This is a genomic window from Grimontia kaedaensis, from assembly GCF_023746615.1.
Lineage (GTDB): Bacteria > Pseudomonadota > Gammaproteobacteria > Enterobacterales > Vibrionaceae > Enterovibrio > Enterovibrio kaedaensis.
Genome location: NZ_CP082275.1, coordinates 626,992 through 648,229, shown reverse-complemented (window position 1 = coordinate 648,229; position 21,238 = coordinate 626,992). Strand labels below are relative to the sequence as shown.

Sequence of the window (21,238 nt, the reverse complement as noted above, 5' to 3'; positions counted from 1 at the left end):
TTCCATTTCCGTAAAAGTGAATGAAGGAATGCGGAAATTTCGGCTCTATATTTAGCCAAGTTATCTGAGTACTAAACACGCAGTTTGTTTAGAGATATTAACATTGTGACATTTTGCAATGAGTCTTCACGCGCTGAGTTTATCGACTTCCTTTACAGGCATGCTCCAAAAGCTAGACATCTTATGCAATGAAAAATAAGTCTGCGAAGCAGATCAATCAAAAACAATTATCATTACCAGTCGCTCTATTGATACTTTGCTCCAATTAAGTGAACCTTCATGTTTAATTTTCGTTACGGACATCTAAATACACGGATATACTGAGTATGAAATTTGTTGCAAACCTATCTGTGCGATATAAGCTACTTCTTATTGTGTGCATCTCAGTGATTAGCATTGTCCTGCTAACAGCTTTTCAAGCGAGAAGCCTGCATAAAGACCTCCTGTTGGAGAGAAAATCTAGCTTAATGCAAACCATCGAGCTGGCGACGCAAATTATCGACAGCCATTATCAGAGTGATCCATCCGAAGCCAGTCGTGAGAGAGCGATGGCTGCTATCCAACCGCTGACCTTTGGTACAGATGGTTATTTCTTTGCCATTGATAAAAAAGGCACCATGGTAGCAGGCGCTAAAAGCCTGCTGGGTAAAGATTTCAGTAGCTTTCGAGATAGCAAAGGTACGCTACTCCTCAGGGACTTTAGACGAGTAGCCCAACCTATCGATGGCGGATTTACCAGCTACTGGTTCCCTAAACCAGGCGGCAAAGAACCATTAGAAAAAGTCAGTGCAGTAAAACGCTACGAACCTTGGGGACTGCTGATCGGCACAGGTCTTTATGTTGACGATCTGGAAGCCTTGGTATGGAAAGAAACAGCGCAGGCTGCGCTTTTTGCCCTGTTCGTAACTGCCACTCTTGTTCTGCTGGCAACTGTACTCTCGCGCATGCTGGTCAATTCAGTACGTGAAATTCAGCGTGCACTCAGCGTGGTAGCTGGTGGTGATCTAACTGCCCGCGCCAATGTCAAAAGCACTGATGAGCTGGGTGAAATGTCGCGTAACCTCAACGCCGCTTGTGAACAATTGCAAGGTCTACTTTCCAACGTGGATTCCACGCTACTTCAGCTAGATTGCGACAGCAAAACCATGGCTGATTTGGCGAACCGCTCTACGGACGGTATTCGCAACCAAAGCCAAGAGCTAGATTTAGTGGCCAGTGCGATGGAAGAAATGTCCTCTGCCATTAAGGATGTAGAATCCAGCACACTCAATGCACAAGAGAGTACGCGTCACTCCCGTAAGCTGGTAACTGAAGCTGAAGCATCACTGTCCGCCTCTCTCGGTAAGTTTGAGCAGGTGAATGACGACGTCATTGATGCTGAAAAGAGCATCCGTGAGCTGGCGGCATCAAGCGACCAAATCAGCGATGTGGTCACTGTGATTAACGATATCTCTGAGCAAACTAACCTGTTGGCGCTCAATGCCGCGATTGAAGCAGCACGTGCAGGCAGCGCAGGCCGGGGGTTTGCGGTGGTAGCAGATGAGGTTCGTAAGCTTGCGCACTCCACGAAGGAATCGACAACTCAAATCAACGCCATCATCGAAAGGCTGCAGGAGCGTGCTCAAGTCGCCGCAAAGATCATGAGTAGCGGTACAGACAAAACAGCACAAAGCCTTGAGCAGGCAAGGCTTGCCCAAACACAGTTGACAGCGCTATCTCAACTGATCAATGAATTGGAGCAAATGAACACTGCTGTGGCAGCATCCACCTCACAGCAAGCCAGCGCTTCGCAGGAAGTGGCACGCAGTGTGGTCAATGTCAGCGATATTTCTCACACCAACCGCGAAGCATCGGAAGATACACTGGGACTGAGCGACAAGGTGAAATCTCTGAGCGACACCGGACGCAGTCAATTGTCGAAGTTCAAGATCAACGCTTGAGTTTACTAAGAAGACTGGCTCCTGAGTCAGTCTTCTTTTTTCTCGCCATTTAACGCAGGTAGCAGCAAGGTTTTTCCAAGCTCAAAAACCTGGTCAAGCAGCTCATCCTCTACCTGTGGCCAGACACGAGCCACGTAAGCATTTTCTCCTTCTCCAGAAACCATATAGCCCCCTTCAAAGGCTGCGCGCATCTTACTGTGCGCTTTATCCAACGTGGCGTCGTCTTCCGACCAGTAACCTTTCTTATCAATACAAGCCGCTAAGCCTGCCTGCGCAGTATTTGGCAGATAAGGCAGTGGTGCTTCCGTACCCGCAAGATAGTATTCGATGTAAACCCCAAGGCTCGATAAAGCGTCTTCTTTGGCAATAGGACTCCACACGACATCGTCATCTACTCCGATGAAGCGTGTTTCCAGTTGCTCACCTACCGCGCACTGGCAAAGATGATCAATCCATGCTGCCAGCTTATCTCTCGCCCTGACTTTTCCGCTTCGATACAAAATGCGACCCGCGCGGTAACGCTCATCCAGCCAGCCTTGAAGTTTGACCGCGCCACGGGAAGTGGCGACAGAAAGATTAACCTCCAACGCTTGTCGTTTGTCGCTCAACAATGGTTTCAATTGCGCGTACTGAGCCAAAATTCCGGCTTGTTCCGTCTCAAGTATCAATTCACCAAAATGATTGAGTGGCAAGCTGCCACTCGCTTTTTGCTGCCTGAAGAAGGCTTCCAGCGAGGCTTCACTGTCATCATGGGCAATAACATGGGATAGGAGCGCATCGCGTAACTGGTATCGGTGAAGATTATCCAGCGCAAAAGGCTCAGCGTCTTCCATTGCCCCTTCCGGCGACTCAAAGAATACCTTTAAGCGGCGGTTGAAAAAGTACTGAACAGGTAAGCGCCAAAATCGCTGAAGCTCTGCAAGTTCAACCACACCGGATTGCAGTTCAGGCTCTTCACTCAGGGCTTTACCATCAAGGAAAGGCGCAGCAAGTTGCCCTTCGCCACGCGCTGCCGGTAACCATTCCGCCGCGTAACTTTGACGACTTTCAGTAAAGGCCTGTCGGCTGAAAGGGACAAGTGGATTATGGTGATTCAAGGCGTTGAGCAGACGCTCACCGGATTCGTGCTCCGGCAGAGCTTGGTCACCTTCAAGACAATATCCCAAACGGCAATAATCGAGTAATTCAGTCACCAAAACAGAAGGCACTTTTTCTGTGTTGTCCTGCACGGAACGACCTACATAGCTTATGTATAAACGTTGCTGCGCTGATTGCAGCGCTTCGAGGAACAGGTATCTGTCATCATCCCGACGGGAACGGTCGCCAGCGCGGGTGCGACCCGCCATCAAATCAAATCCAACTGGCGCGATGGTGCGCGGGTAATCGCCATCGTTCATACCAAGCAGGCACACCACCTGAAACGGGATAGAACGCATTGGCATGAGAGTACAGAAGTTCACCTGACCGGCAAGGAAGCGCTGACTGACACGCTCTCCGCCAAGCTTTTCTTTCAGGTAATCACGCACGATCGGGAGCGCCAATGTTTGGTTGAAGCCAGCGTCATCCAGTTGGGTCAGCCAGTTATCCAATTGAGTGCGGATAAGCTGCCCTGCTAATTCTTCATCTGTATCCAGTGCAAACATATCATCAAAGAGTGATGTCAGTGCCTGCACCCAGGCATGTCCGTCTTTCGCGCCGAGCAGCACTTTTTGCGTCGCCGACATCACACGGAAGAACTCACCTAACTTACCTGCCAGCTCTGCTTCCAGTCCTTGTACTTCGTCATATGCCAACACATCGTTGTAAAGCCCGGCTTCGCTCGGCATGGCGTAGCCTAGCAACATGCGGTTAAGACCAAACAACCAGGTGTTCTGATGTTGATGAGGCAAGGAGAAATGTTCCGCCGTCGAATCATCGAGTCCCCAGCGAATGCCGGATTCTTCTACCCAGAATTTCACCTTCTCAAACTGGCGGTTATCAAAACCAAATTGACGCATCACAGACGGAACTTCGAGGATTTCCAGAAGCTCGGCTGCGCTACAACGGCTGTCAGGAAGGCCTAATAATCGCAAGAACGTTGTTAGGATTGGACTTTCCTGATCTGCAGTGCGGTCAGAAATCGAGAACGGAATAAAGCGCTCACCGGGCGCATTGCCGAATACTGCCTGAATGGCCGGACTATAGGCATTAATGTCGGCGACCATCACGATAATATCCCGCGGCGACAGGTTCGGGTCTTGTTCAAGCATCTCAAGCAGTCTGTCGTGCAGCACTTCCACTTCACGCATCGGACTGTGACAAACCTCCACCATGACAGAGCGATCCTGAGCAGAAATGCCCACCTTACTCTCACTGTTAAGGGTTTCCCGGATGTTGCCCGGTTCAATCAAATCAAGAATATCAGCCTGAATATGATGAAGTAAGCTGTCACGCTGCACATCGACAAAGCCCTGATCGACCTCATTACACTGGAGTTCAGAAATCAGCAGCAGGTTGTCACGGCCAAGCTTACCCATAGACGCCAGCAGACTATTACCGACTTCGGCCGAGTCATCTTCACTGACTAATGGCAGGGCAAACTGCGCCGGCTCCTCAGTATCACTCGCACGACTAATGCGTAAATCCATGCTGGCTGCACGTCTCGCCAGGTAACGTTTGTCGCGGATATCCCCCCAGTAATAACGACAGGGGTTCGTGAACATATAGTGGACATCGACATGCTCACCCAACGCTTTGAGGGCATCAAGATAACGAGGAGGCAAAGCAGAAATGCCGAACACAAAAACGCGTTCAATACCTTTCAGACCTTCTGGCTTGCCTTTATGGGACGCTAGCGCCTCAATAAACTCTTCATAAAGATTGGCACGGTGAAACGGCGACTGTTCCTGCTGAAGGGTGTAATCATAAAGCGCCTGCCAAAGCGTGGGTTGCCAGCTTTTCTCCTCAGCCAACTCATCAACAATCTGCTCATTTTCCCATGACTGTATCCACTCTGGTCGGTACACCAGATATTGGTCATAGATATCGGCAATCTTTCCCGCAAGTTGGTAAAGCTTCTGATTGTCATCATCGCCTTCGAGGTAACGCTTGAGTTCATCAAAGTCTGGTTGATCGAGGAGCTCTGGCAGGACAGTCATCAACTTCCAGTTCATCGCTTCTTTGTTGAAAAAGCTTCGCTGTGGCACATCATCCAAAATCTGAGTGAACATCTGCCAAATGAAAGTAGCTGGGAGTGGAAACTCAACGTTCGCAACAATTCCTTGCTCTTTGGCCATTTCCAGCTTGAGCCACTGCGCCATGCCCGGGCTTTGCACCAGGATTAATTCCTTTTGGAAAGGATTATCCAATGGCTTTTGCTGAATAATGGCGACCAGCAGACTTTTCAAAAGATCCAACTGGTTAGAGTGATAGACAGTGAACACGGGCAAGACTCATGAGAACGGTATTGGAGAGATTGTGGCGGAATGCCCTCAAGAGTGCAATTTCATGCAGTTAGAAATGAAAAAGCCTGCACAAGATGCAGGCTATTTTTAACGATTTCGGGAGAGTTACACTGTGGCTGGCATTTTCCATTGCAGGGAAATGAAGCGGCGGTAATGCATGGCCACATACCCAACCACGATGGTCGCGACCACCAATTCGATAATACCCAGCACATAAACCTGATTCACGTAAGTCGCCGCCACGCCAACCGACTCTAACCAAGCCGCGGTTTTAAACAATGCTGTCGCACCGATCACCATTGGGAAGGTAAACGCGGCATAGCCCGGTGAGAATGGCAAACGCAACAATCTGGCAAATGACACGTAAATCACCAGCGTCATCAGCAAGGCAATCCCCAGAAGCACCGCCACAATCACAGGTGAAGGTGATTGACTCACGGTTAGGTAGCCAGCAAGAGACAGGCTTGCCGGTGCGGCTAGAATCGCAATGGTTGGCTTCGCCGCATCTGGCACCTCACCACAGAAAATCAGGCGGTAAAGCATGAGTGGCAACAACACAGCATAAGCCAGTAAACCAAATAGCATAATCCCATCCGCCACGGGACGCAGCGCAGGGTTACCCGAGAAAGCAACATCCGCAACTATCAGGCCCACAGGTGGCACAAACCAACTCGGTACCATGTGTGTCAGTGAGAAATCACGGGCGCGGTGATAAACAAAAGAAACGAGGAACGCGACGTGGGCAAGCACGGCCAGCATCCAAAGAGAATCACCTGCCAGAGGAGACACTTTGCCAACAGAAGCAGAAACAATCATCACGCCCATGGCAAACGTAGGCACTACACTGCCGACAACGGGATGCTGTAGGTCGCACCATAGGCCTTTGGGGGAAAAGGTAAATTTTAGTGCAATCATCAATAGCATTACACCACCGATTACTGCTCCCAAAACTTGGGCGTTACCACCGAAATTGCCGACATTTTCCCAGCTCCAGCCGAGACTTGCGATTGCCAGCGCAAGGCCAGCCATTGGAGTAGGAAGTAAGTTGAGACGTCTACGCATAGCTCTGTCACATCTTTAGAAGAAAAACACATAAAATATGATAGAACGGCATCAGCATTTAGTATATCTGAATATCTTTAACCCAAAGTTAAATTATACTTAAACTAGGTCAAATCGATGGGTAAATAGCCAGATGTCATTGTCTCTTCGTCAGCTGCAGGTTTTTGTCGCCGTTGCACAGGAAAAAACCATCACTGCCGCATCCAGTCTTCTCTTTCTTTCCAAACCTGCTGTCAGCATGGCGATCACAGAGCTGGAAAGTCAGCTGGGACACAAGCTATTCGAACGAGTCAACAACCGTTTGATACTCAACGATCAAGGACGTCGGCTCCTCCCTATGGCAGACGAACTGCTTACCCGAAGCGATGAAATCATAAACGTATTGAACTCTGATGGCGAACTATCTGGCCACCTTAGGTTAGGCGCGAGCGATACGATAGGAAACCAACTGGTGCCATTTTTACTGAGGGACTTCAGGGCACAAAGTAATCATCTTGACCAGGAGTTGGTGATCTCTAACAGTCAGTCGATCATCGATAGGTTACTCGCATTTGAGCTCGATATCGGACTGATTGAAGGACAAGGTGAAAGTAAGCACCATTTGGGAAATGATGATTTACACATGCAGCCTTGGCTCTCTGACGAAATGTGTATTGTTTGCGCCATCGACCACCCTTTGGCGCAAAAAGCAGGAATTACACTGTTTGATTTGGAAAACCACGCATGGCTGTTGAGGGAAACAGGCTCCGGCACCCGTGAGCATTTCCTCTCACGAATCGCCCCAAGGTTAGAGGACTGGACGGTAGCTTTTGAACTTCGAACCACTGAAGCCATTATCAATTGTGCGGCTGCAGGACTCGGTTTGGCTTACCTTTCAACACTGGCCGCCAGACATGCCATCAGCAATAAAAGACTTCATAAGCTGACATTGCCGCTCGATCTGCGCCGTCAGTACTGGTTGGCACACCATAAAAGCAAACACCACTCGCTGCTGTTTGAACGCTTTCTAACGTTTACCAGCGAGTGGCAAGTTAACGATTAATAGCTGTTATCACCCACGCTGAAAGCGATAATCTGGCTAATTTGGCAAAGTGGACGTCCACTTTCTTCCTGCCATTGATTAAACGCTTCCTGCGCCGCATTCAACGATTTTCGGGTATCTCGGCCACCATCAATGATCTTGTGAGCCCGCAGATATCCCTCAACATCGCCAGATAAGATAAAAGTATCTTTACCCATAATGCGAAGTGAATAAGGCCCGGTGTTACCACCTAAGCGACTTCCATGCTTTTTCAGGTGTGCCCATAAGCCAATGATGTCACTTTCCGGCCACTCCGCCACGAACTTGGCAAAGCTGCCGTGTTGCTTCGCCGCACTTTTGATCATCTGTGCGTTGTGGGGAATGGTCATAACTTTACCCAGATGGCGAATGATCGCTGGGTTTGTGGCTTTCTCCTCCCACATCTCAGGCGGAGTTAGGCACATTTTTTCAATATCAAAGCCCCAGAAAACTTCTTCAAAGCCCGGCCACTTATTCCTCACCACCTGCCAATTCATTCCCGACTGGAAGATCTTCTGACTGAATGTCGCTAGCCATCGATCATCCGGGACCTCGCTAAGTTCTTTTACGGTCTTAGGGTGTGCCAGACGCTGCTCCAGATCGCTGTTACTTCCCTTTCTTGTTGCTGCTCGATGATAAATCTCTGAGAATTTTTCCAATGCCATCACAGTAATCACGGTTAAACTAGACAGGTAACCTTACTCTACTGTATAAACAGACAGTAAACAAATTAAGAGAGGTTAACCATGGCCGTTATCGTCAAATATGTGGTTGAACGCAACGGAGAAGAGAAGATGACTTTTACCTCTAAAGCGGAAGCTGACGCGTATGACAAAATGCTCGACATGGCAGATGAGCTATTTGAGCTGCTGGGTAAAAGCGAAGTCACAGGCGATGAAGCGCAACGCGAAGAATTGTCCCTTTTCCTTGCGCAAAATCGTGAAGAAGTACTCTACGCTCTGGGGGCTAAACGCAAGCCAACCCCAAAACCAGCAAAGAAAAAGGCTGAAGCCACAAAGGAAGATGACGCCGAAGCGGCTTAACTTCTCAATAAACGCTCCCATACGGAGCGTTTTTTATTTCAACATTGTCCTAATTTTCGGTCTATTTAACCCATATTCACTGCAAGAGCCGTTAATCTAAAGGATTCTCTCCACTCACCCTTCAATCTTGATGCACTTCACTTTAAGATGTCTCCAGCTATCACAATTATCATGCAGCATCTGATATCAATCGATGCTGGTGGAAGAGACAAGGAGACTCCCGGATCATGGCCAGTTTTGCTCTAGCGTTTGGCACCGCGACCAAAAACAAAGATGGAAAAATCATCGAAGCATTTTTCCCAACCCCAGTTCTTAACCCTTCAGATTCTCTGGTTTCAGCGCTTGCTGACGTTGTCGGTTACCAGGGCGGTAACGAAGCGTTTGAAGTGGAAGCAGCACAATGCGCAGCTATCGCTTCTGCTTTCGCAGCAGCTGACGAACAAGCAGCAGCATCATTTGCGACCAAAGCAGCGGAGTCTAACCAACCACTCGTTCTGACTATTCTTGCGACTGACGAAAAACCAGCAAGCGTGGCAGAGGGCTTCCTTAAGCTTCAACTCATTTCTCACCGTCTTGCTAAGCCTCACGGCATCGTGCTGGATGGTATTTTCGGTCTACTGCACAACATCGCTTGGACTAACCAAGGACCAATCGATCTACCAGAGCTGGCTGAACGTCAAATGGAAGCTCGCTTGAAAGGTGAAACCCTGACAGTAGATTGCGTAGACAAGTTTCCTAAGATGGTTGATTACGTGGTTCCTGCAGGCGTTCGTATTGCAGACACTGCACGTGTTCGTCTGGGTGCACATGTGGGTGAAGGCACCACTGTTATGCATGAAGGCTTCATCAATTTCAATGCAGGCACTGAAGGTGTGAGCATGGTTGAGGGTCGTATCTCTGCAGGTGTAATGGTTGGTAACGGCAGCGACATCGGTGGTGGTGCTTCAATCATGGGCACCTTGAGCGGTGGCGGCCAGATCGTTATCTCTATCGGCGAAAACAGTCTGTTGGGTGCGAACGCGGGTCTTGGTTTCCCACTGGGTGATCGCTGTACCATCGAGTCAGGTCTGTACGTGACTGCAGGTACAAAAGTCTCCATGCTGGATGCAAACGGCCAAGAAGTGGAAACCGTAAAAGCACGTGACCTTGCTGGTAAGACCGACCTTCTGTTCCGTCGCAACTCAGTGACCGGTAAAATTGAGTGCCTGACTAACAAATCTGCGGTTGAGTTAAACGCTGAGCTACACGCGAATAACTAATTTGCAAGTTAAGGCAAAGATTGAAAAAGACCAGCCTAAAGCTGGTCTTTTTGTTTGCAATTTAGAAGATACTGCCCGCTTCAAGCCCTGTCTTCCAATTTGCTTCATAGTCCCAACCTGTCGGGGAGTCATCTATACAAACCGAATTTCTTGGCTTACCTAATATCCCTGCGTGATATGCATTTTCGGGTTGGCAATACACACTCATATGGGCTTTGTAGGCAAAAAGATATTCTTCTTGCACTGACTCAGAAGTCGCACCAAGCTCCTTCAATGCCTCCGCAGAGCGAGGTTTATTCCCTACTTCAACATCATAGCTTGCAAGTGCTGACCAGTTTTGCTCTTCAGCATATTGAGAAATCACCGAGCTTGAGCAGCCTACAAGACCTAGAAGAACAAACATCGCGATAACTAAAGCCCTCATGACCAACCTCCCACTTCATTTACCAAAAAGTATATGGGATAAGGCTGAACATAAACCATACAAAGTTAGTCTTTTAGATAGCCAAAACGTACAGATGATAAAAAGCCCTGACCGTCAGGTCAGGGCTTCTTCTACTTTTGTCTTCACTTTTTCTAAAAGTGAAAGAAAATTGGAAGCCTGGCGATGTCCTACTCTCACATGGGGAGACCCCACACTACCATCGGCGCTGTTACGTTTCACTACTGAGTTCGGCATGGAGTCAGGTGGGTCCATAACGCTATGGTCGCCAAGCAAATTCTGCTAAGTCTTCACCTTTTTAAAAAAGGTAAAAACCAAAATCTTGGAAAGTGACTTGTTTGTTCTCGTTCTTACACATTCAATGTTCTTATTCGAGTCCGTCAAAACCCCTTGGGTGTTGTATGGTTAAGCCTCACGGGCAATTAGTATCAGTTAGCTCAACGCCTCGCAGCGCTTACACACCTGACCTATCTACGTCGTCGTCTCCAACAACCCTTTAGAGGACTTAAAGTCCTAGGGATGACTCATCTTGAGGCTCGCTTCCCGCTTAGATGCTTTCAGCGGTTATCGATTCCGAACTTAGCTACCGGGCAATGCCACTGGCGTGACAACCCGAACACCAGAGGTTCGTCCACTCCGGTCCTCTCGTACTAGGAGCAGCCCCTCTCAATCATCCAACGCCCACGGCAGATAGGGACCGAACTGTCTCACGACGTTCTAAACCCAGCTCGCGTACCACTTTAAATGGCGAACAGCCATACCCTTGGGACCGACTTCAGCCCCAGGATGTGATGAGCCGACATCGAGGTGCCAAACACCGCCGTCGATATGAACTCTTGGGCGGTATCAGCCTGTTATCCCCGGAGTACCTTTTATCCGTTGAGCGATGGCCCTTCCATTCAGAACCACCGGATCACTATGACCTGCTTTCGCACCTGCTCGAACCGTCATTCTCGCAGTCAAGCGGGCTTATGCCATTGCACTAACCTCACGATGTCCGACCGTGATTAGCCCACCTTCGTGCTCCTCCGTTACGCTTTGGGAGGAGACCGCCCCAGTCAAACTACCCACCAGGCACTGTCCTCAACCCCGATAAGGGGCCTAAGTTAGAACATCAAACATACAAGGGTGGTATTTCAAGGTCGGCTCCACACAAACTGGCGTCTGTGTTTCAAAGCCTCCCACCTATCCTACACATGTAGGCTCAATGTTCAGTGCCAAGCTGTAGTAAAGGTTCACGGGGTCTTTCCGTCTAGCCGCGGGTACACAGCATCTTCACTGCGATTTCAATTTCACTGAGTCTCGGGTGGAGACAGCGTGGCCATCATTACGCCATTCGTGCAGGTCGGAACTTACCCGACAAGGAATTTCGCTACCTTAGGACCGTTATAGTTACGGCCGCCGTTTACCGGGGCTTCGATCAAGAGCTTCGACCGAAGTCTAACCCCATCAATTAACCTTCCGGCACCGGGCAGGCGTCACACCGTATACGTCATCTTTCGATTTTGCACAGTGCTATGTTTTTAATAAACAGTTGCAGCCACCTGGTATCTGCGACTCTCAATAGCTCCATCCGCAAGGGACTTCACCGTCGAGAGCGTACCTTCTCCCGAAGTTACGGTACCATTTTGCCTAGTTCCTTCACCCGAGTTCTCTCAAGCGCCTTGGTATTCTCTACCCGACCACCTGTGTCGGTTTGGGGTACGGTTCCTGATAACCTGAAGCTTAGAGGCTTTTCCCGGAAGCATGGCATCAATGACTTCACTACCGTAGTAGCTCGACATCGTGTCTCAGTGTATAGCGTCCCGGATTTGCCTAAGACACCCACCTACGCACTTGAACCTCGACAACCGTCGCGAGGCCCACCTAGCCTTCTCCGTCCCCCCATCGCAGTTATCAGCAGTACGGGAATATTAACCCGTTTCCCATCGACTACGCCTTTCGGCCTCGCCTTAGGGGCCGACTTACCCTGCCCCGATTAACGTTGGACAGGAACCCTTGGTCTTCCGGCGAGGAGGTTTTTCACCCCCTTTGTCGTTACTCATGTCAGCATTCGCACTTCTGATACCTCCAGCAGCCCTTACAGACCACCTTCAACGGCTTACAGAACGCTCCCCTACCCAGATATAAATATCTGCCGCAGCTTCGGTGTATCGCTTAGCCCCGTTACATCTTCCGCGCAGGCCGACTCGACCAGTGAGCTATTACGCTTTCTTTAAATGATGGCTGCTTCTAAGCCAACATCCTGGCTGTCTGAGCCTTCCCACATCGTTTCCCACTTAGCGATAACTTTGGGACCTTAGCTGGCGGTCTGGGTTGTTTCCCTCTCCACGACGGACGTTAGCACCCGCCGTGTGTCTCCCGGATAGTACTTACTGGTATTCGGAGTTTGCAAAGGGTTGGTAAGTCGGGATGACCCCCTAGCCTTAACAGTGCTCTACCCCCAGTAGTATTCGTCCGAGGCGCTACCTAAATAGCTTTCGGGGAGAACCAGCTATCTCCGAGTTTGATTGGCCTTTCACCCCTAGCCACAAGTCATCCGCTAATTTTTCAACATTAGTCGGTTCGGTCCTCCAATTGATGTTACTCAATCTTCAACCTGCCCATGGCTAGATCACTCGGTTTCGGGTCTACGTCATGCAACTCATTCGCCCAGTTAAGACTCGGTTTCCCTACGGCTCCCCTATACGGTTAACCTTGCTACATAACGTAAGTCGCTGACCCATTATACAAAAGGTACGCAGTCACCCAACAAGTGGGCTCCCACTGCTTGTACGTACACGGTTTCAGGTTCTATTTCACTCCCCTCACAGGGGTTCTTTTCGCCTTTCCCTCACGGTACTGGTTCACTATCGGTCAGTCAGGAGTATTTAGCCTTGGAGGATGGTCCCCCCATCTTCAGACAAGATAACACGTGTCCCGTCCTACTCGTTTTCACGTTAAATAAGCCGTCGTGTACGGGGCTATCACCCTGTATCGCGCCACTTTCCAGAGGCTTCCACTAACTCATAAAACGCTTAAGGGCTAATCCGGGGTCGCTCGCCGCTACTGCCGGAATCTCAATTGATTTCTTTTCCTTCGGGTACTTAGATGTTTCAGTTCCCCGAGTTCGCCTCCACACACCTATGTATTCAGTGTGGGATACTGGCTTATGCCAGTGGGTTTCCCCATTCGGAAATCCCAGATTCAAATGGCTGTTACTGCCTTATCTGGGCTTATCGCAAGTTACTACGTCCTTCATCGCCTCTGACTGCCAAGGCATCCACCGTATACGCTTAGTCACTTAACCATACAACCCCAAGAGGTTTCGTAGGTTCAAACAACCAAGGTTGTTCCTAAGAACAATGTTCACCCTTTTTGCCTCTGCTTTTTCTTAAAAAGCGGAAACATAAAGCGTTGAACGATTTCGCCGGACTCAAATATTGTTCATCACTTTTGAAGAAGTGATGAAACCAAGAACACTTGAATGTGTTTGGTGTTAACTCCGTAGAGTCAACATTTGAGAACTTTTACAAACAAACTGAATCAGTTTGTTTAGTCAGCTTTCCAGATTTTTAAAGAGCATTTCTCGTAAAGAGAACGTGGCATAAAACCACTTTCTAATGACTTTCTTCCCGAATTGGGGCGGCAAAAATTCGCACCCTATAAATGACATTTAAAGGGTCTGCGAGTCCATTGCAGAAAATGATTAGAGAGTGTGCTTTTTCTTTAGGCAAGGCGAAGTGTTTCGACGTTTAGTTCGCTAAACGAGAAAGGCTTCAACGCAGCATAAAGGAAAAGTGGTGGGCGATACCGGGCTCGAACCAGTGACCCCCTCCTTGTAAGGGAGGTGCTCTCCCAACTGAGCTAATCGCCCACATATGTTTGCTTTTACCTTTAAAAGGGCAAAACCCAAACGAAGTTTTACATCCTCTGTGGAAGAAGATGGTGGGTCGTGCAGGATTCGAACCTGCGACCAATTGATTAAAAGTCAACTGCTCTACCAACTGAGCTAACGACCCAGTGGCGTCCCATAGGGGAGTCGAACCCCTGTTACCGCCGTGAAAGGGCGGTGTCCTAGGCCTCTAGACGAATGGGACACAACGTTTGTCAGCGAAACATGTTTCGCTAACGTTGTGTTAGTGGAGTGACGAGCTTGCGAGAAGCGACATCATACCGAAAAACACAATGTCGAGGTTTGGGAACCTCGACCACTCTTTACTTTTTCAACCTATACAATCTGTGTGGACACTAGCATTAATAGTATCGTTAAGGAGGTGATCCAGCCCCAGGTTCCCCTAGGGCTACCTTGTTACGACTTCACCCCAGTCATGAACCACACCGTGGTAAACGCCCTCCCGAAGGTTAAGCTATCTACTTCTGGTGCAGCCCACTCCCATGGTGTGACGGGCGGTGTGTACAAGGCCCGGGAACGTATTCACCGTGGCATTCTGATCCACGATTACTAGCGATTCCGACTTCATGGAGTCGAGTTGCAGACTCCAATCCGGACTACGACATACTTTCTGGGATTCGCTTCACATCGCTGTCTCGCTGCCCTCTGTATATGCCATTGTAGCACGTGTGTAGCCCTACTCGTAAGGGCCATGATGACTTGACGTCGTCCCCACCTTCCTCCGGTTTATCACCGGCAGTCTCCCTGGAGTTCCCGACATTACTCGCTGGCAAACAAGGATAAGGGTTGCGCTCGTTGCGGGACTTAACCCAACATTTCACAACACGAGCTGACGACAGCCATGCAGCACCTGTCTCAGAGCTCCCGAAGGCACCAATCCATCTCTGGAAAGTTCTCTGGATGTCAAGAGTAGGTAAGGTTCTTCGCGTTGCATCGAATTAAACCACATGCTCCACCGCTTGTGCGGGCCCCCGTCAATTCATTTGAGTTTTAATCTTGCGACCGTACTCCCCAGGCGGTCTACTTAACGCGTTAGCTCCGAAAGCCACAGTTCTAGACTACAGCCTCCAAGTAGACATCGTTTACGGCGTGGACTACCAGGGTATCTAATCCTGTTTGCTCCCCACGCTTTCGCATCTGAGCGTCAGTCTTTGTCCAGGGGGCCGCCTTCGCCACCGGTATTCCTTCAGATCTCTACGCATTTCACCGCTACACCTGAAATTCTACCCCCCTCTACAAGACTCTAGCCTGCCAGTTCAAAATGCGGTTCCCAGGTTAAGCCCGGGGCTTTCACATCTTGCTTAACAGACCGCCTGCATGCGCTTTACGCCCAGTAATTCCGATTAACGCTCGCACCCTCCGTATTACCGCGGCTGCTGGCACGGAGTTAGCCGGTGCTTCTTCTGCCGCTAACGTCAAACACTGCACGTATTAAGTACAATGCCTTCCTCACGGCTGAAAGTGCTTTACAACCCGAAGGCCTTCTTCACACACGCGGCATGGCTGCATCAGGCTTGCGCCCATTGTGCAATATTCCCCACTGCTGCCTCCCGTAGGAGTCTGGACCGTGTCTCAGTTCCAGTGTGGCTGATCATCCTCTCAAACCAGCTAGGGATCGTCGCCTTGGTGAGCCTTTACCCCACCAACTAGCTAATCCCAACTGGGCCCATCCGGTAGCGAGAGGCCCGAAGGTCCCCCTCTTTGGTCCGTAGACGTCATGCGGTATTAGCCACCGTTTCCAGTGGTTATCCCCCTCTACCAGGCAGGTTCCCAGCCATTACTCACCCGTCCGCCGCTCGCCGCCCAATAAATCATCCGAAGAATCTTTATTGTCGCTGCCGCTCGACTTGCATGTGTTAGGCCTGCCGCCAGCGTTCAATCTGAGCCATGATCAAACTCTTCAATTAAAGTTTTTGGCTCGATGAAATACTGTTGTGTTCTAACCCCTCTCTACAAAGTAAAGAAAGAGCAGAACGAATTGACTGTGCCGATAACTCCGTAGAGTTTTCGTTTGGTCACTCAGTAAACATCGATAAATCTTTTGTCTATCAATCACGAGTGCCCACACAGATTGCATAGGTCAAATTGTTAAAGAACGTTGACTTGAAGAAGCATCGCTTCTCACCGTCAGGGCTGCGAATTTTACGCTGCCGGGCGATGAAGTCAAGAAGAAATTTTGAGATTTTTCAGCGTTGCTTTCGCAACCCTCAAAACACCTTGTTGACTCACCTCTTCACCACATTTTTCAATGCCTTGATGAGGAAGTTTTCGCATTTCAACTCAGTAGCCATCTCTTTATTGGGAGCCGCTTGCCGTGTCGATGGGGCGCATTATAAGGAGGTCTCGAATTCTGGCAAGGGACTTTTGCGAAAAAAGTCACAAAAACTGATTAACCGCTCACTAATCCAGCAGGTTGGTGAATTTAGACACAGAAGCCGGGAGAGAAAGGCTTTGAGCAGTGCCATTTCTGTCATTCCAGCTGACTTTAACATCCATTATCTTGGCGTAGGTTACGGCCACACCGCTGGCTGGCGTATGTTGAAGCGTTTTGGTAGGCGTCACTGAAAGGCTATATAACGAGCCTTCATTCAGTGTTAACTGACAGCTTTGAATATTTTCTACTGTTTTGCCTTCGCAACCTGAACCTGTGGTATTCAAAGTTTGTAGCAAGGCTACCTGAGACTCTGCAATTTGTTTTGCTTCAACAAACATAAGTGCATTTGCCTTCTCGACTTCGAGGTAGCTATATAGTTTTAACGTTCCAACGCCTGACAAAGCAACGACGAATATCGCAATGAGTGTTTCTACGAGCGAAAAGCCTTTGTCAGAAGTCATGGATGCTGCCTTTTACTAGCATTGGCACTGTACTAGTGCCTGCAGGCTCGGAACCTTCATCGTGGCCCGGCTTAAAGGCCCCGCGGACAAGGGATATTGAGTTATCGACGTCTAGTAGATAACTACCAAAGCTTTCGTAAGAGCCATTGAAGAAAAAAGGTAGCTTGCCCCATTTTTCAGTATCGTCTTGATACTCGGCTATAACCTGGGCACAAAGCGCTGACATGGCACCGTTATTACAAAGAATGTGTCCAGTTCCATCTGTCTTTTTGTAAGCTCCCCAAGAATTGGCAATGGCGCTCTCTGCGTAATCTATCGTAAATTGGAAAATAGTACCGTTGAATACAAATGCGCTATTTGCACCTACAACACCGTTTTTTATAACAACTGTAGGTGGATTATCTTTGCTGCCGGCTCCTGATAAGCCGCTCAGCATACAGTCACCTTCAACCCATATTTTTTTGTTCCCAGCAGCTATTAAGCTTTTAATACTTGCTCCACAATCAGAAACTGCAGTTTTAGTTTCGTCTAACACAGCAGAGCCTGTTGTTAGAGTCACGTCATAGCCCGACTTAACCTCTTCCCATTTTTCTTTAGGTACATCGAAGAAGTCTTGAAATACATCGATATTTTCCTGATTGGTTAAAATATCTGACTCAAAGCTATTGGTGACAGGTTCTGTGTTTGCTGGGATATGTGAACTAAAGTTAGAGTGACATTGCTCATTTTCACCAGTAAGTTCTGATGTAAACTCAGCGGCGCTATTTCCCACATCAATAGTGACGTCCCCACCAGCTATTATCGCTGTACACTCATAAATATCGATTCCATCAGCAGTTGCAACTTTGCTGCCTTTTGCAGGCGTCCAAGCATTTCCTCCGTCTACAATCAGGCTCCCAGTTGTCTTGAATGCAGCAGCCGAGACCCCACCTGATTGAATAACGACATTTGAAGATACGTAGCCAGATCTAGCGGTAAGGAGCCAAGGACTCTCCGAACCGATGATGGCAACCGAGCTTCCCGTAGAATTCTCACATTCGTCGAATACTGACTCTGAAAAATCGACATCCTTTGGATTTAGTTCGCTTTGCTCAAACACCGCAATCGCACAGTCCAACCCTGCTTTTGCACTAGCTCGCTGCTTAGCGTCTAAAACTAGATTTTGCGTCTTTTTTATATCAGCTAGCCCTGAATTCGCCACTGAAATCGCAAACATAGCCACAACGAGCAAAACACCACTGACTACTGCGAGGGTTGCCATTCCTTTTTGAGTGTTCATTCGCGCTAACCATCCACATTGGGGACTGACACCGTGAAATTCACAGTGTCTGAGATTGAACTGTCACTTTTCAGTGATGCAGTAATAGTGACTTCAACTACTTGGGCTTTATTGGTAGAGCCAACACTTTGCAGGAGAGAACGTTTGAAGCTCAGAGATTCTATAGATAGGCGATCAAAGGTCATATCTCGCCAGTAGCCGCTTTCACATGTCCAATTCGCCAAAGCATCCCAGTTTTCATAAATCTCGATGACCGGATTATTCCGACTGTCTTTACCCAGCCGATACCCTTTTGCATCATCCTTATCTAGGGCCATAGCGCCTGAACGTTTGTCGTGGTTGTAAGCGAAACGGATACACTCTCCGTCTTCAACCTTAGATGCACTATCATCAATCAATATTGAGGACGAGGCCCCGGCACCATCTGGGCGAATAAAAGGATTCACTGAACTACAGTCATAACAGAAACCTGCGCGGGCAATTTCATTCTTCATCGTGTCTGCAATGATATTTAGCTGGCTCCTCAGAAAATCATTTTGAAGCTGCTTAGTGCCAAATTCTGTATTGACGGTAAAAATTGCCAGTGCCGAAGCCAGCACAATTAAGCTGACCGTCATACCTACCATCATTTCAACAAGCGTGTAGCCAAAGCTTCGCTTCATGATGAACAGGACTCCCAGCCTGTAACCGTTGTGTTGCTGCAAGCTTTAAGACCAGCATATTGACGAATCAAAATCCCAGACTCTTTTCCGGTTTCATCACCATGAGCTAGCTTTACTGTCTTGTTCGTCGACGGGAGGCCATTGATAGAAGAAAAGTGGAAAAGCTTCATTGGGTTAGTCGCTTCTGGCTCCTGCACATTCACTTGGGCCCCAATTTCCAGAATAACCTTTTGCAACCCTTCGTTATCGGTACAACTAAAATTGGTTACTTCAGACTTTTCACTGAGCCCAATACAGCCGCTATCCGTTGCACTTGAAGGCACATAATACACATAGATATTGCGATGGCGTCGAAGGGATTCCGATTGTCCAACTTCCAGGACCGAAAGTAATTGGGAGGCCTTATTTTCTACAATAGCCGCTTTGTGAGAAGACACATAGGTTGGCACAGCTACCGCTGTGACGACCGCCAATACAGACACCGTCGTTATCATTTCAATTAAGCTAAAACCGCGCTGTAGATTCCAATATCTCACAACAAATTCCTTAAGCGTCTGCTGTACCTTGTTTCAATACTATCAACGGCGATAACGTAGGTCTCTGGAATTAAAACGAATTTTATGCATAACGAACCAAAAAATGACGCTGAGAACTAAGACATTACATTTAGGTATGACGTTGCTCGAAATCTTGATAGCAATTGCGATTATCGGTGCCATTGCAACGATTGCTGTACCAGCGGTAGGGGAATACCTCGTCAAATCAGAACGTAGCCGAGTCCAAGTGGATTTGTACCAATTACAGACACATGCGGAACAAACATTTACCGCAACAGGTAGCTACCCAACTGATACAACCCTTGTTTGTACAAAATGCCAAGTCTCAGATGCATACAATTTTTCTATCACCACAGACGGCTCAGGAAGTGATGTGTATAAAATCAAAGCCACTCCGAAGACGACTTCAAGGCAAGACAAAGATACTGACTGCCACACCATGGTTATCAATGCCGCTTCAGATCAGTACAACTTCAAAAAAGATGGAAGTACCATAACTAACAACGGTGATTGCTGGACATAAAAAAACCGGCGAATTCGCCGGTTTTTTGTTTTCTCTCTCTGACTGTTAGCTGGTCAGATCGTCAAAGAATTTCTTCACGCCATCGAAGAAACCTTCTGATTTAGGCTTGTGCTTTTTCGCGGCACTGCCACCCAGTGATTCTTCGAACTCACGCAACAATTCTTTTTGTTTGCTGCTGAGGTTAACCGGGGTTTCTACCACCAGTTTACAGATCAGGTCGCCTAGGCCACCGCCACGCACTGACTGTACACCTTTACCGCGCATTCGGAACATGCGGCCAGTTTGGGTTTCAGTTGGTACTTTCAGGCTGACACGACCGTCCAGCGTTGGCACTTCAACTTCGCCACCCAGTGCTGCCATAGTAAAGCTGACTGGCACTTCACAGTACAGGTTGTTGCCATCACGGGTGAATATGTGGTGGTCACGTACATGTACCTGTACGTAAAGGTCGCCTGCTGGCGCACCAAATTCACCGGCTTCACCTTCACCTGTCAGACGGATACGATCGCCTGTGTCTACACCTGCTGGGATTTTAACGCTGAGGGTTTTGGTCTTCTGAACACGGCCCTGGCCATGGCAGCTGTCACAAGGATCTTTGATAATCTTGCCGCGACCATGACAGGTTGGACAGGTTTGCTGTACAGCAAAGAAGCCCTGACGCATCTGCACTTGGCCTTGGCCGTGACAGGTTCCACACGTTTGTGGCGATGAACCTGGTTTTGCACCACTGCCACCACATGGGTCACAGCTTACGTAAGTCGGGACATCAATCTCTTTGGTCACACCACGGACTGCTTCTTCTAAAGAAAGCTCCATGTTGTAGCGAAGGTCTGCGCCACGCTGGGCACGGGCCTGACCGCCACGGCGACCACCACCAAAGATGTCGCCAAACACGTCACCAAAGATATCGCTGAAGTCTGCGCCGCCACCGAAGCCGCCGCCACCGCCCATTCCACCCTGTTCAAAGGCTGCATGGCCGTATTGGTCATAAGCTGCGCGTTTTTGATCGTCTGTGAGGATTTCGTACGCCAGCTTCACTTCTTTAAATTTCTCGGCTGCCGTTTCATCACCTGGGTTTTTATCCGGGTGGTACTTCATCGCAAGACGCTTGTACGCCTTTTTGATGTCACGCTCACTGGCGTCGCGGCTTACGCCAAGCACTTCATAAAAATCACGATTTGACATGTTTTGCTTGTCACCTGCTTCTATACCGGGCAAAAAAGTTAGCCCCGTATCAT

General features: G+C 48.7%; 14 protein-coding genes, 3 tRNA genes and 3 rRNA genes. 5 read left to right on the top strand and 15 right to left on the bottom strand.

What is annotated here, in order from left to right:
* Window positions 1–326 precede the first annotated feature (326 nt).
* Window positions 327–1,940, top strand: coding sequence for a methyl-accepting chemotaxis protein (locus tag K6Q96_RS03155; protein WP_256481810.1), 1,614 nt, complete (start codon window positions 327–329; stop codon window positions 1,938–1,940).
* A gap of 26 nt (window positions 1,941–1,966) precedes the next feature.
* Here K6Q96_RS03155 and recC read toward each other — a convergent pair whose 3' ends face one another.
* Window positions 1,967–5,362 carry an exodeoxyribonuclease V subunit gamma gene (gene recC, locus K6Q96_RS03150; RefSeq protein ID WP_251877709.1) on the bottom strand — a complete coding sequence of 1,132 codons (3,396 nt, stop codon included), beginning with the start codon at window positions 5,360–5,362 and terminating at the stop codon, window positions 1,967–1,969.
* 126 nt (window positions 5,363–5,488) lie between these two features.
* A complete protein-coding gene (locus tag K6Q96_RS03145) occupies window positions 5,489–6,445 on the bottom strand; it encodes a TDT family transporter (RefSeq protein ID WP_491899750.1) in 957 nt (318 codons plus the stop codon).
* Window positions 6,446–6,578: 133 nt separating this feature from the next.
* Here K6Q96_RS03145 and K6Q96_RS03140 point away from each other — a divergent pair, with 133 nt between their 5' ends.
* A complete protein-coding gene (locus K6Q96_RS03140; protein WP_251877708.1) occupies window positions 6,579–7,487 on the top strand; it encodes a LysR substrate-binding domain-containing protein in 909 nt (302 codons plus the stop codon).
* Here the strand turns inward: K6Q96_RS03140 and K6Q96_RS03135 are convergent.
* Entirely contained in the window at window positions 7,484–8,170 is a 687-nt protein-coding gene (locus K6Q96_RS03135; RefSeq protein ID WP_251877706.1) for a DNA-3-methyladenine glycosylase I, read from the bottom strand. The genes K6Q96_RS03140 and K6Q96_RS03135 overlap by 4 nt on opposite strands.
* Before the next feature lie 81 nt (window positions 8,171–8,251).
* Between K6Q96_RS03135 and K6Q96_RS03130 the strand changes: the two genes are divergently transcribed.
* On the top strand, window positions 8,252–8,548 hold the full coding sequence (locus tag K6Q96_RS03130; RefSeq protein WP_251877704.1) for a YebG family protein: 297 nt from the start codon (window positions 8,252–8,254) through the stop codon (window positions 8,546–8,548).
* 227 nt (window positions 8,549–8,775) lie between these two features.
* The gene (gene dapD / locus K6Q96_RS03125; protein WP_165017604.1) at window positions 8,776–9,807 is read left to right on the top strand and encodes a 2,3,4,5-tetrahydropyridine-2,6-dicarboxylate N-succinyltransferase; all 1,032 of its coding nucleotides are present in this window, start codon (window positions 8,776–8,778) and stop codon (window positions 9,805–9,807) included.
* 61 nt (window positions 9,808–9,868) lie between these two features.
* Here dapD and K6Q96_RS03120 read toward each other — a convergent pair whose 3' ends face one another.
* The 11 genes from K6Q96_RS03120 to K6Q96_RS03070 all read right to left on the bottom strand — a co-directional run bounded on the left by K6Q96_RS03120 (window position 9,869) and on the right by K6Q96_RS03070 (window position 19,456).
* On the bottom strand, window positions 9,869–10,231 hold the full coding sequence (locus K6Q96_RS03120; protein WP_251877702.1) for a DUF2799 domain-containing protein: 363 nt from the start codon (window positions 10,229–10,231) through the stop codon (window positions 9,869–9,871).
* A 175-nt stretch (window positions 10,232–10,406) separates the two neighbouring features.
* A 5S ribosomal RNA gene (gene rrf / locus K6Q96_RS03115) occupies window positions 10,407–10,522 on the bottom strand.
* Window positions 10,523–10,650: 128 nt separating this feature from the next.
* Window positions 10,651–13,538 (bottom strand): 23S ribosomal RNA (locus K6Q96_RS03110).
* 491 nt (window positions 13,539–14,029) lie between these two features.
* A tRNA-Val gene (locus K6Q96_RS03105) sits at window positions 14,030–14,105 on the bottom strand.
* Window positions 14,106–14,174: 69 nt separating this feature from the next.
* Window positions 14,175–14,250, bottom strand: a tRNA-Lys gene (locus K6Q96_RS03100).
* A 2-nt stretch (window positions 14,251–14,252) separates the two neighbouring features.
* Window positions 14,253–14,328 (bottom strand) — tRNA-Glu (locus tag K6Q96_RS03095).
* Between the two features lie 170 nt (window positions 14,329–14,498).
* Window positions 14,499–16,051: ribosomal RNA gene (locus K6Q96_RS03090) — 16S ribosomal RNA — on the bottom strand.
* Together the 16S, 23S and 5S rRNA genes with 3 tRNA genes alongside form the textbook arrangement of a ribosomal RNA operon.
* Window positions 16,052–16,544: 493 nt before the next feature.
* Entirely contained in the window at window positions 16,545–16,979 is a 435-nt protein-coding gene (locus tag K6Q96_RS03085; protein ID WP_251877700.1) for a type IV pilus modification PilV family protein, read from the bottom strand.
* Window positions 16,969–18,258 carry a hypothetical protein gene (locus K6Q96_RS03080; RefSeq protein ID WP_251877698.1) on the bottom strand — a complete coding sequence of 430 codons (1,290 nt, stop codon included), beginning with the start codon at window positions 18,256–18,258 and terminating at the stop codon, window positions 16,969–16,971. Before K6Q96_RS03080 ends, K6Q96_RS03085 begins: the two co-directional genes overlap by 11 nt.
* 5 nt (window positions 18,259–18,263) lie before the next feature.
* Window positions 18,264–18,920: a prepilin-type N-terminal cleavage/methylation domain-containing protein gene (locus tag K6Q96_RS03075; protein ID WP_251877696.1), complete on the bottom strand. Its 657-nt coding sequence runs from the start codon at window positions 18,918–18,920 to the stop codon at window positions 18,264–18,266.
* The gene (locus K6Q96_RS03070) at window positions 18,917–19,456 is read right to left on the bottom strand and encodes a pilus assembly FimT family protein (protein ID WP_251877694.1); all 540 of its coding nucleotides are present in this window, start codon (window positions 19,454–19,456) and stop codon (window positions 18,917–18,919) included. Before K6Q96_RS03070 ends, K6Q96_RS03075 begins: the two co-directional genes overlap by 4 nt.
* Before the next feature lie 103 nt (window positions 19,457–19,559).
* On the opposite strand from K6Q96_RS03070, the gene K6Q96_RS03065 reads away from it, so the two are divergent.
* A complete protein-coding gene (locus K6Q96_RS03065; RefSeq protein ID WP_251877692.1) occupies window positions 19,560–20,000 on the top strand; it encodes a type IV pilin protein in 441 nt (146 codons plus the stop codon).
* Between the two features lie 45 nt (window positions 20,001–20,045).
* Here the strand turns inward: K6Q96_RS03065 and dnaJ are convergent, their stop codons facing one another.
* On the bottom strand, window positions 20,046–21,185 hold the full coding sequence (gene dnaJ / locus K6Q96_RS03060; RefSeq protein ID WP_251877690.1) for a molecular chaperone DnaJ: 1,140 nt from the start codon (window positions 21,183–21,185) through the stop codon (window positions 20,046–20,048).
* Between the last annotated feature and the right edge of the window lie 53 nt (window positions 21,186–21,238).

Bases quoted from the DNA above. Each gene is read 5' to 3' on its own strand.
- K6Q96_RS03155 (WP_256481810.1), top strand. From the start codon at position 327: ATGAAATTTGTTGCAAACCTATCTGTGCGATATAAGCTACTTCTTATT.
- K6Q96_RS03145 (WP_491899750.1), bottom strand. From the start codon at position 6,445: ATGCGTAGACGTCTCAACTTACTTCCTACTCCAATGGCTGGCCTTGCG.
- K6Q96_RS03140 (WP_251877708.1), top strand. From the start codon at position 6,579: ATGTCATTGTCTCTTCGTCAGCTGCAGGTTTTTGTCGCCGTTGCACAG.
- K6Q96_RS03135 (WP_251877706.1), bottom strand. From the start codon at position 8,170: ATGGCATTGGAAAAATTCTCAGAGATTTATCATCGAGCAGCAACAAGA.
- K6Q96_RS03130 (WP_251877704.1), top strand. From the start codon at position 8,252: ATGGCCGTTATCGTCAAATATGTGGTTGAACGCAACGGAGAAGAGAAG.
- dapD (WP_165017604.1), top strand. From the start codon at position 8,776: ATGGCCAGTTTTGCTCTAGCGTTTGGCACCGCGACCAAAAACAAAGAT.
- K6Q96_RS03120 (WP_251877702.1), bottom strand. From the start codon at position 10,231: ATGAGGGCTTTAGTTATCGCGATGTTTGTTCTTCTAGGTCTTGTAGGC.
- K6Q96_RS03085 (WP_251877700.1), bottom strand. From the start codon at position 16,979: ATGACTTCTGACAAAGGCTTTTCGCTCGTAGAAACACTCATTGCGATA.
- K6Q96_RS03080 (WP_251877698.1), bottom strand. From the start codon at position 18,258: ATGAACACTCAAAAAGGAATGGCAACCCTCGCAGTAGTCAGTGGTGTT.
- K6Q96_RS03075 (WP_251877696.1), bottom strand. From the start codon at position 18,920: ATGAAGCGAAGCTTTGGCTACACGCTTGTTGAAATGATGGTAGGTATG.
- K6Q96_RS03065 (WP_251877692.1), top strand. From the start codon at position 19,560: ATGACGCTGAGAACTAAGACATTACATTTAGGTATGACGTTGCTCGAA.
- dnaJ (WP_251877690.1), bottom strand. From the start codon at position 21,185: ATGTCAAATCGTGATTTTTATGAAGTGCTTGGCGTAAGCCGCGACGCC.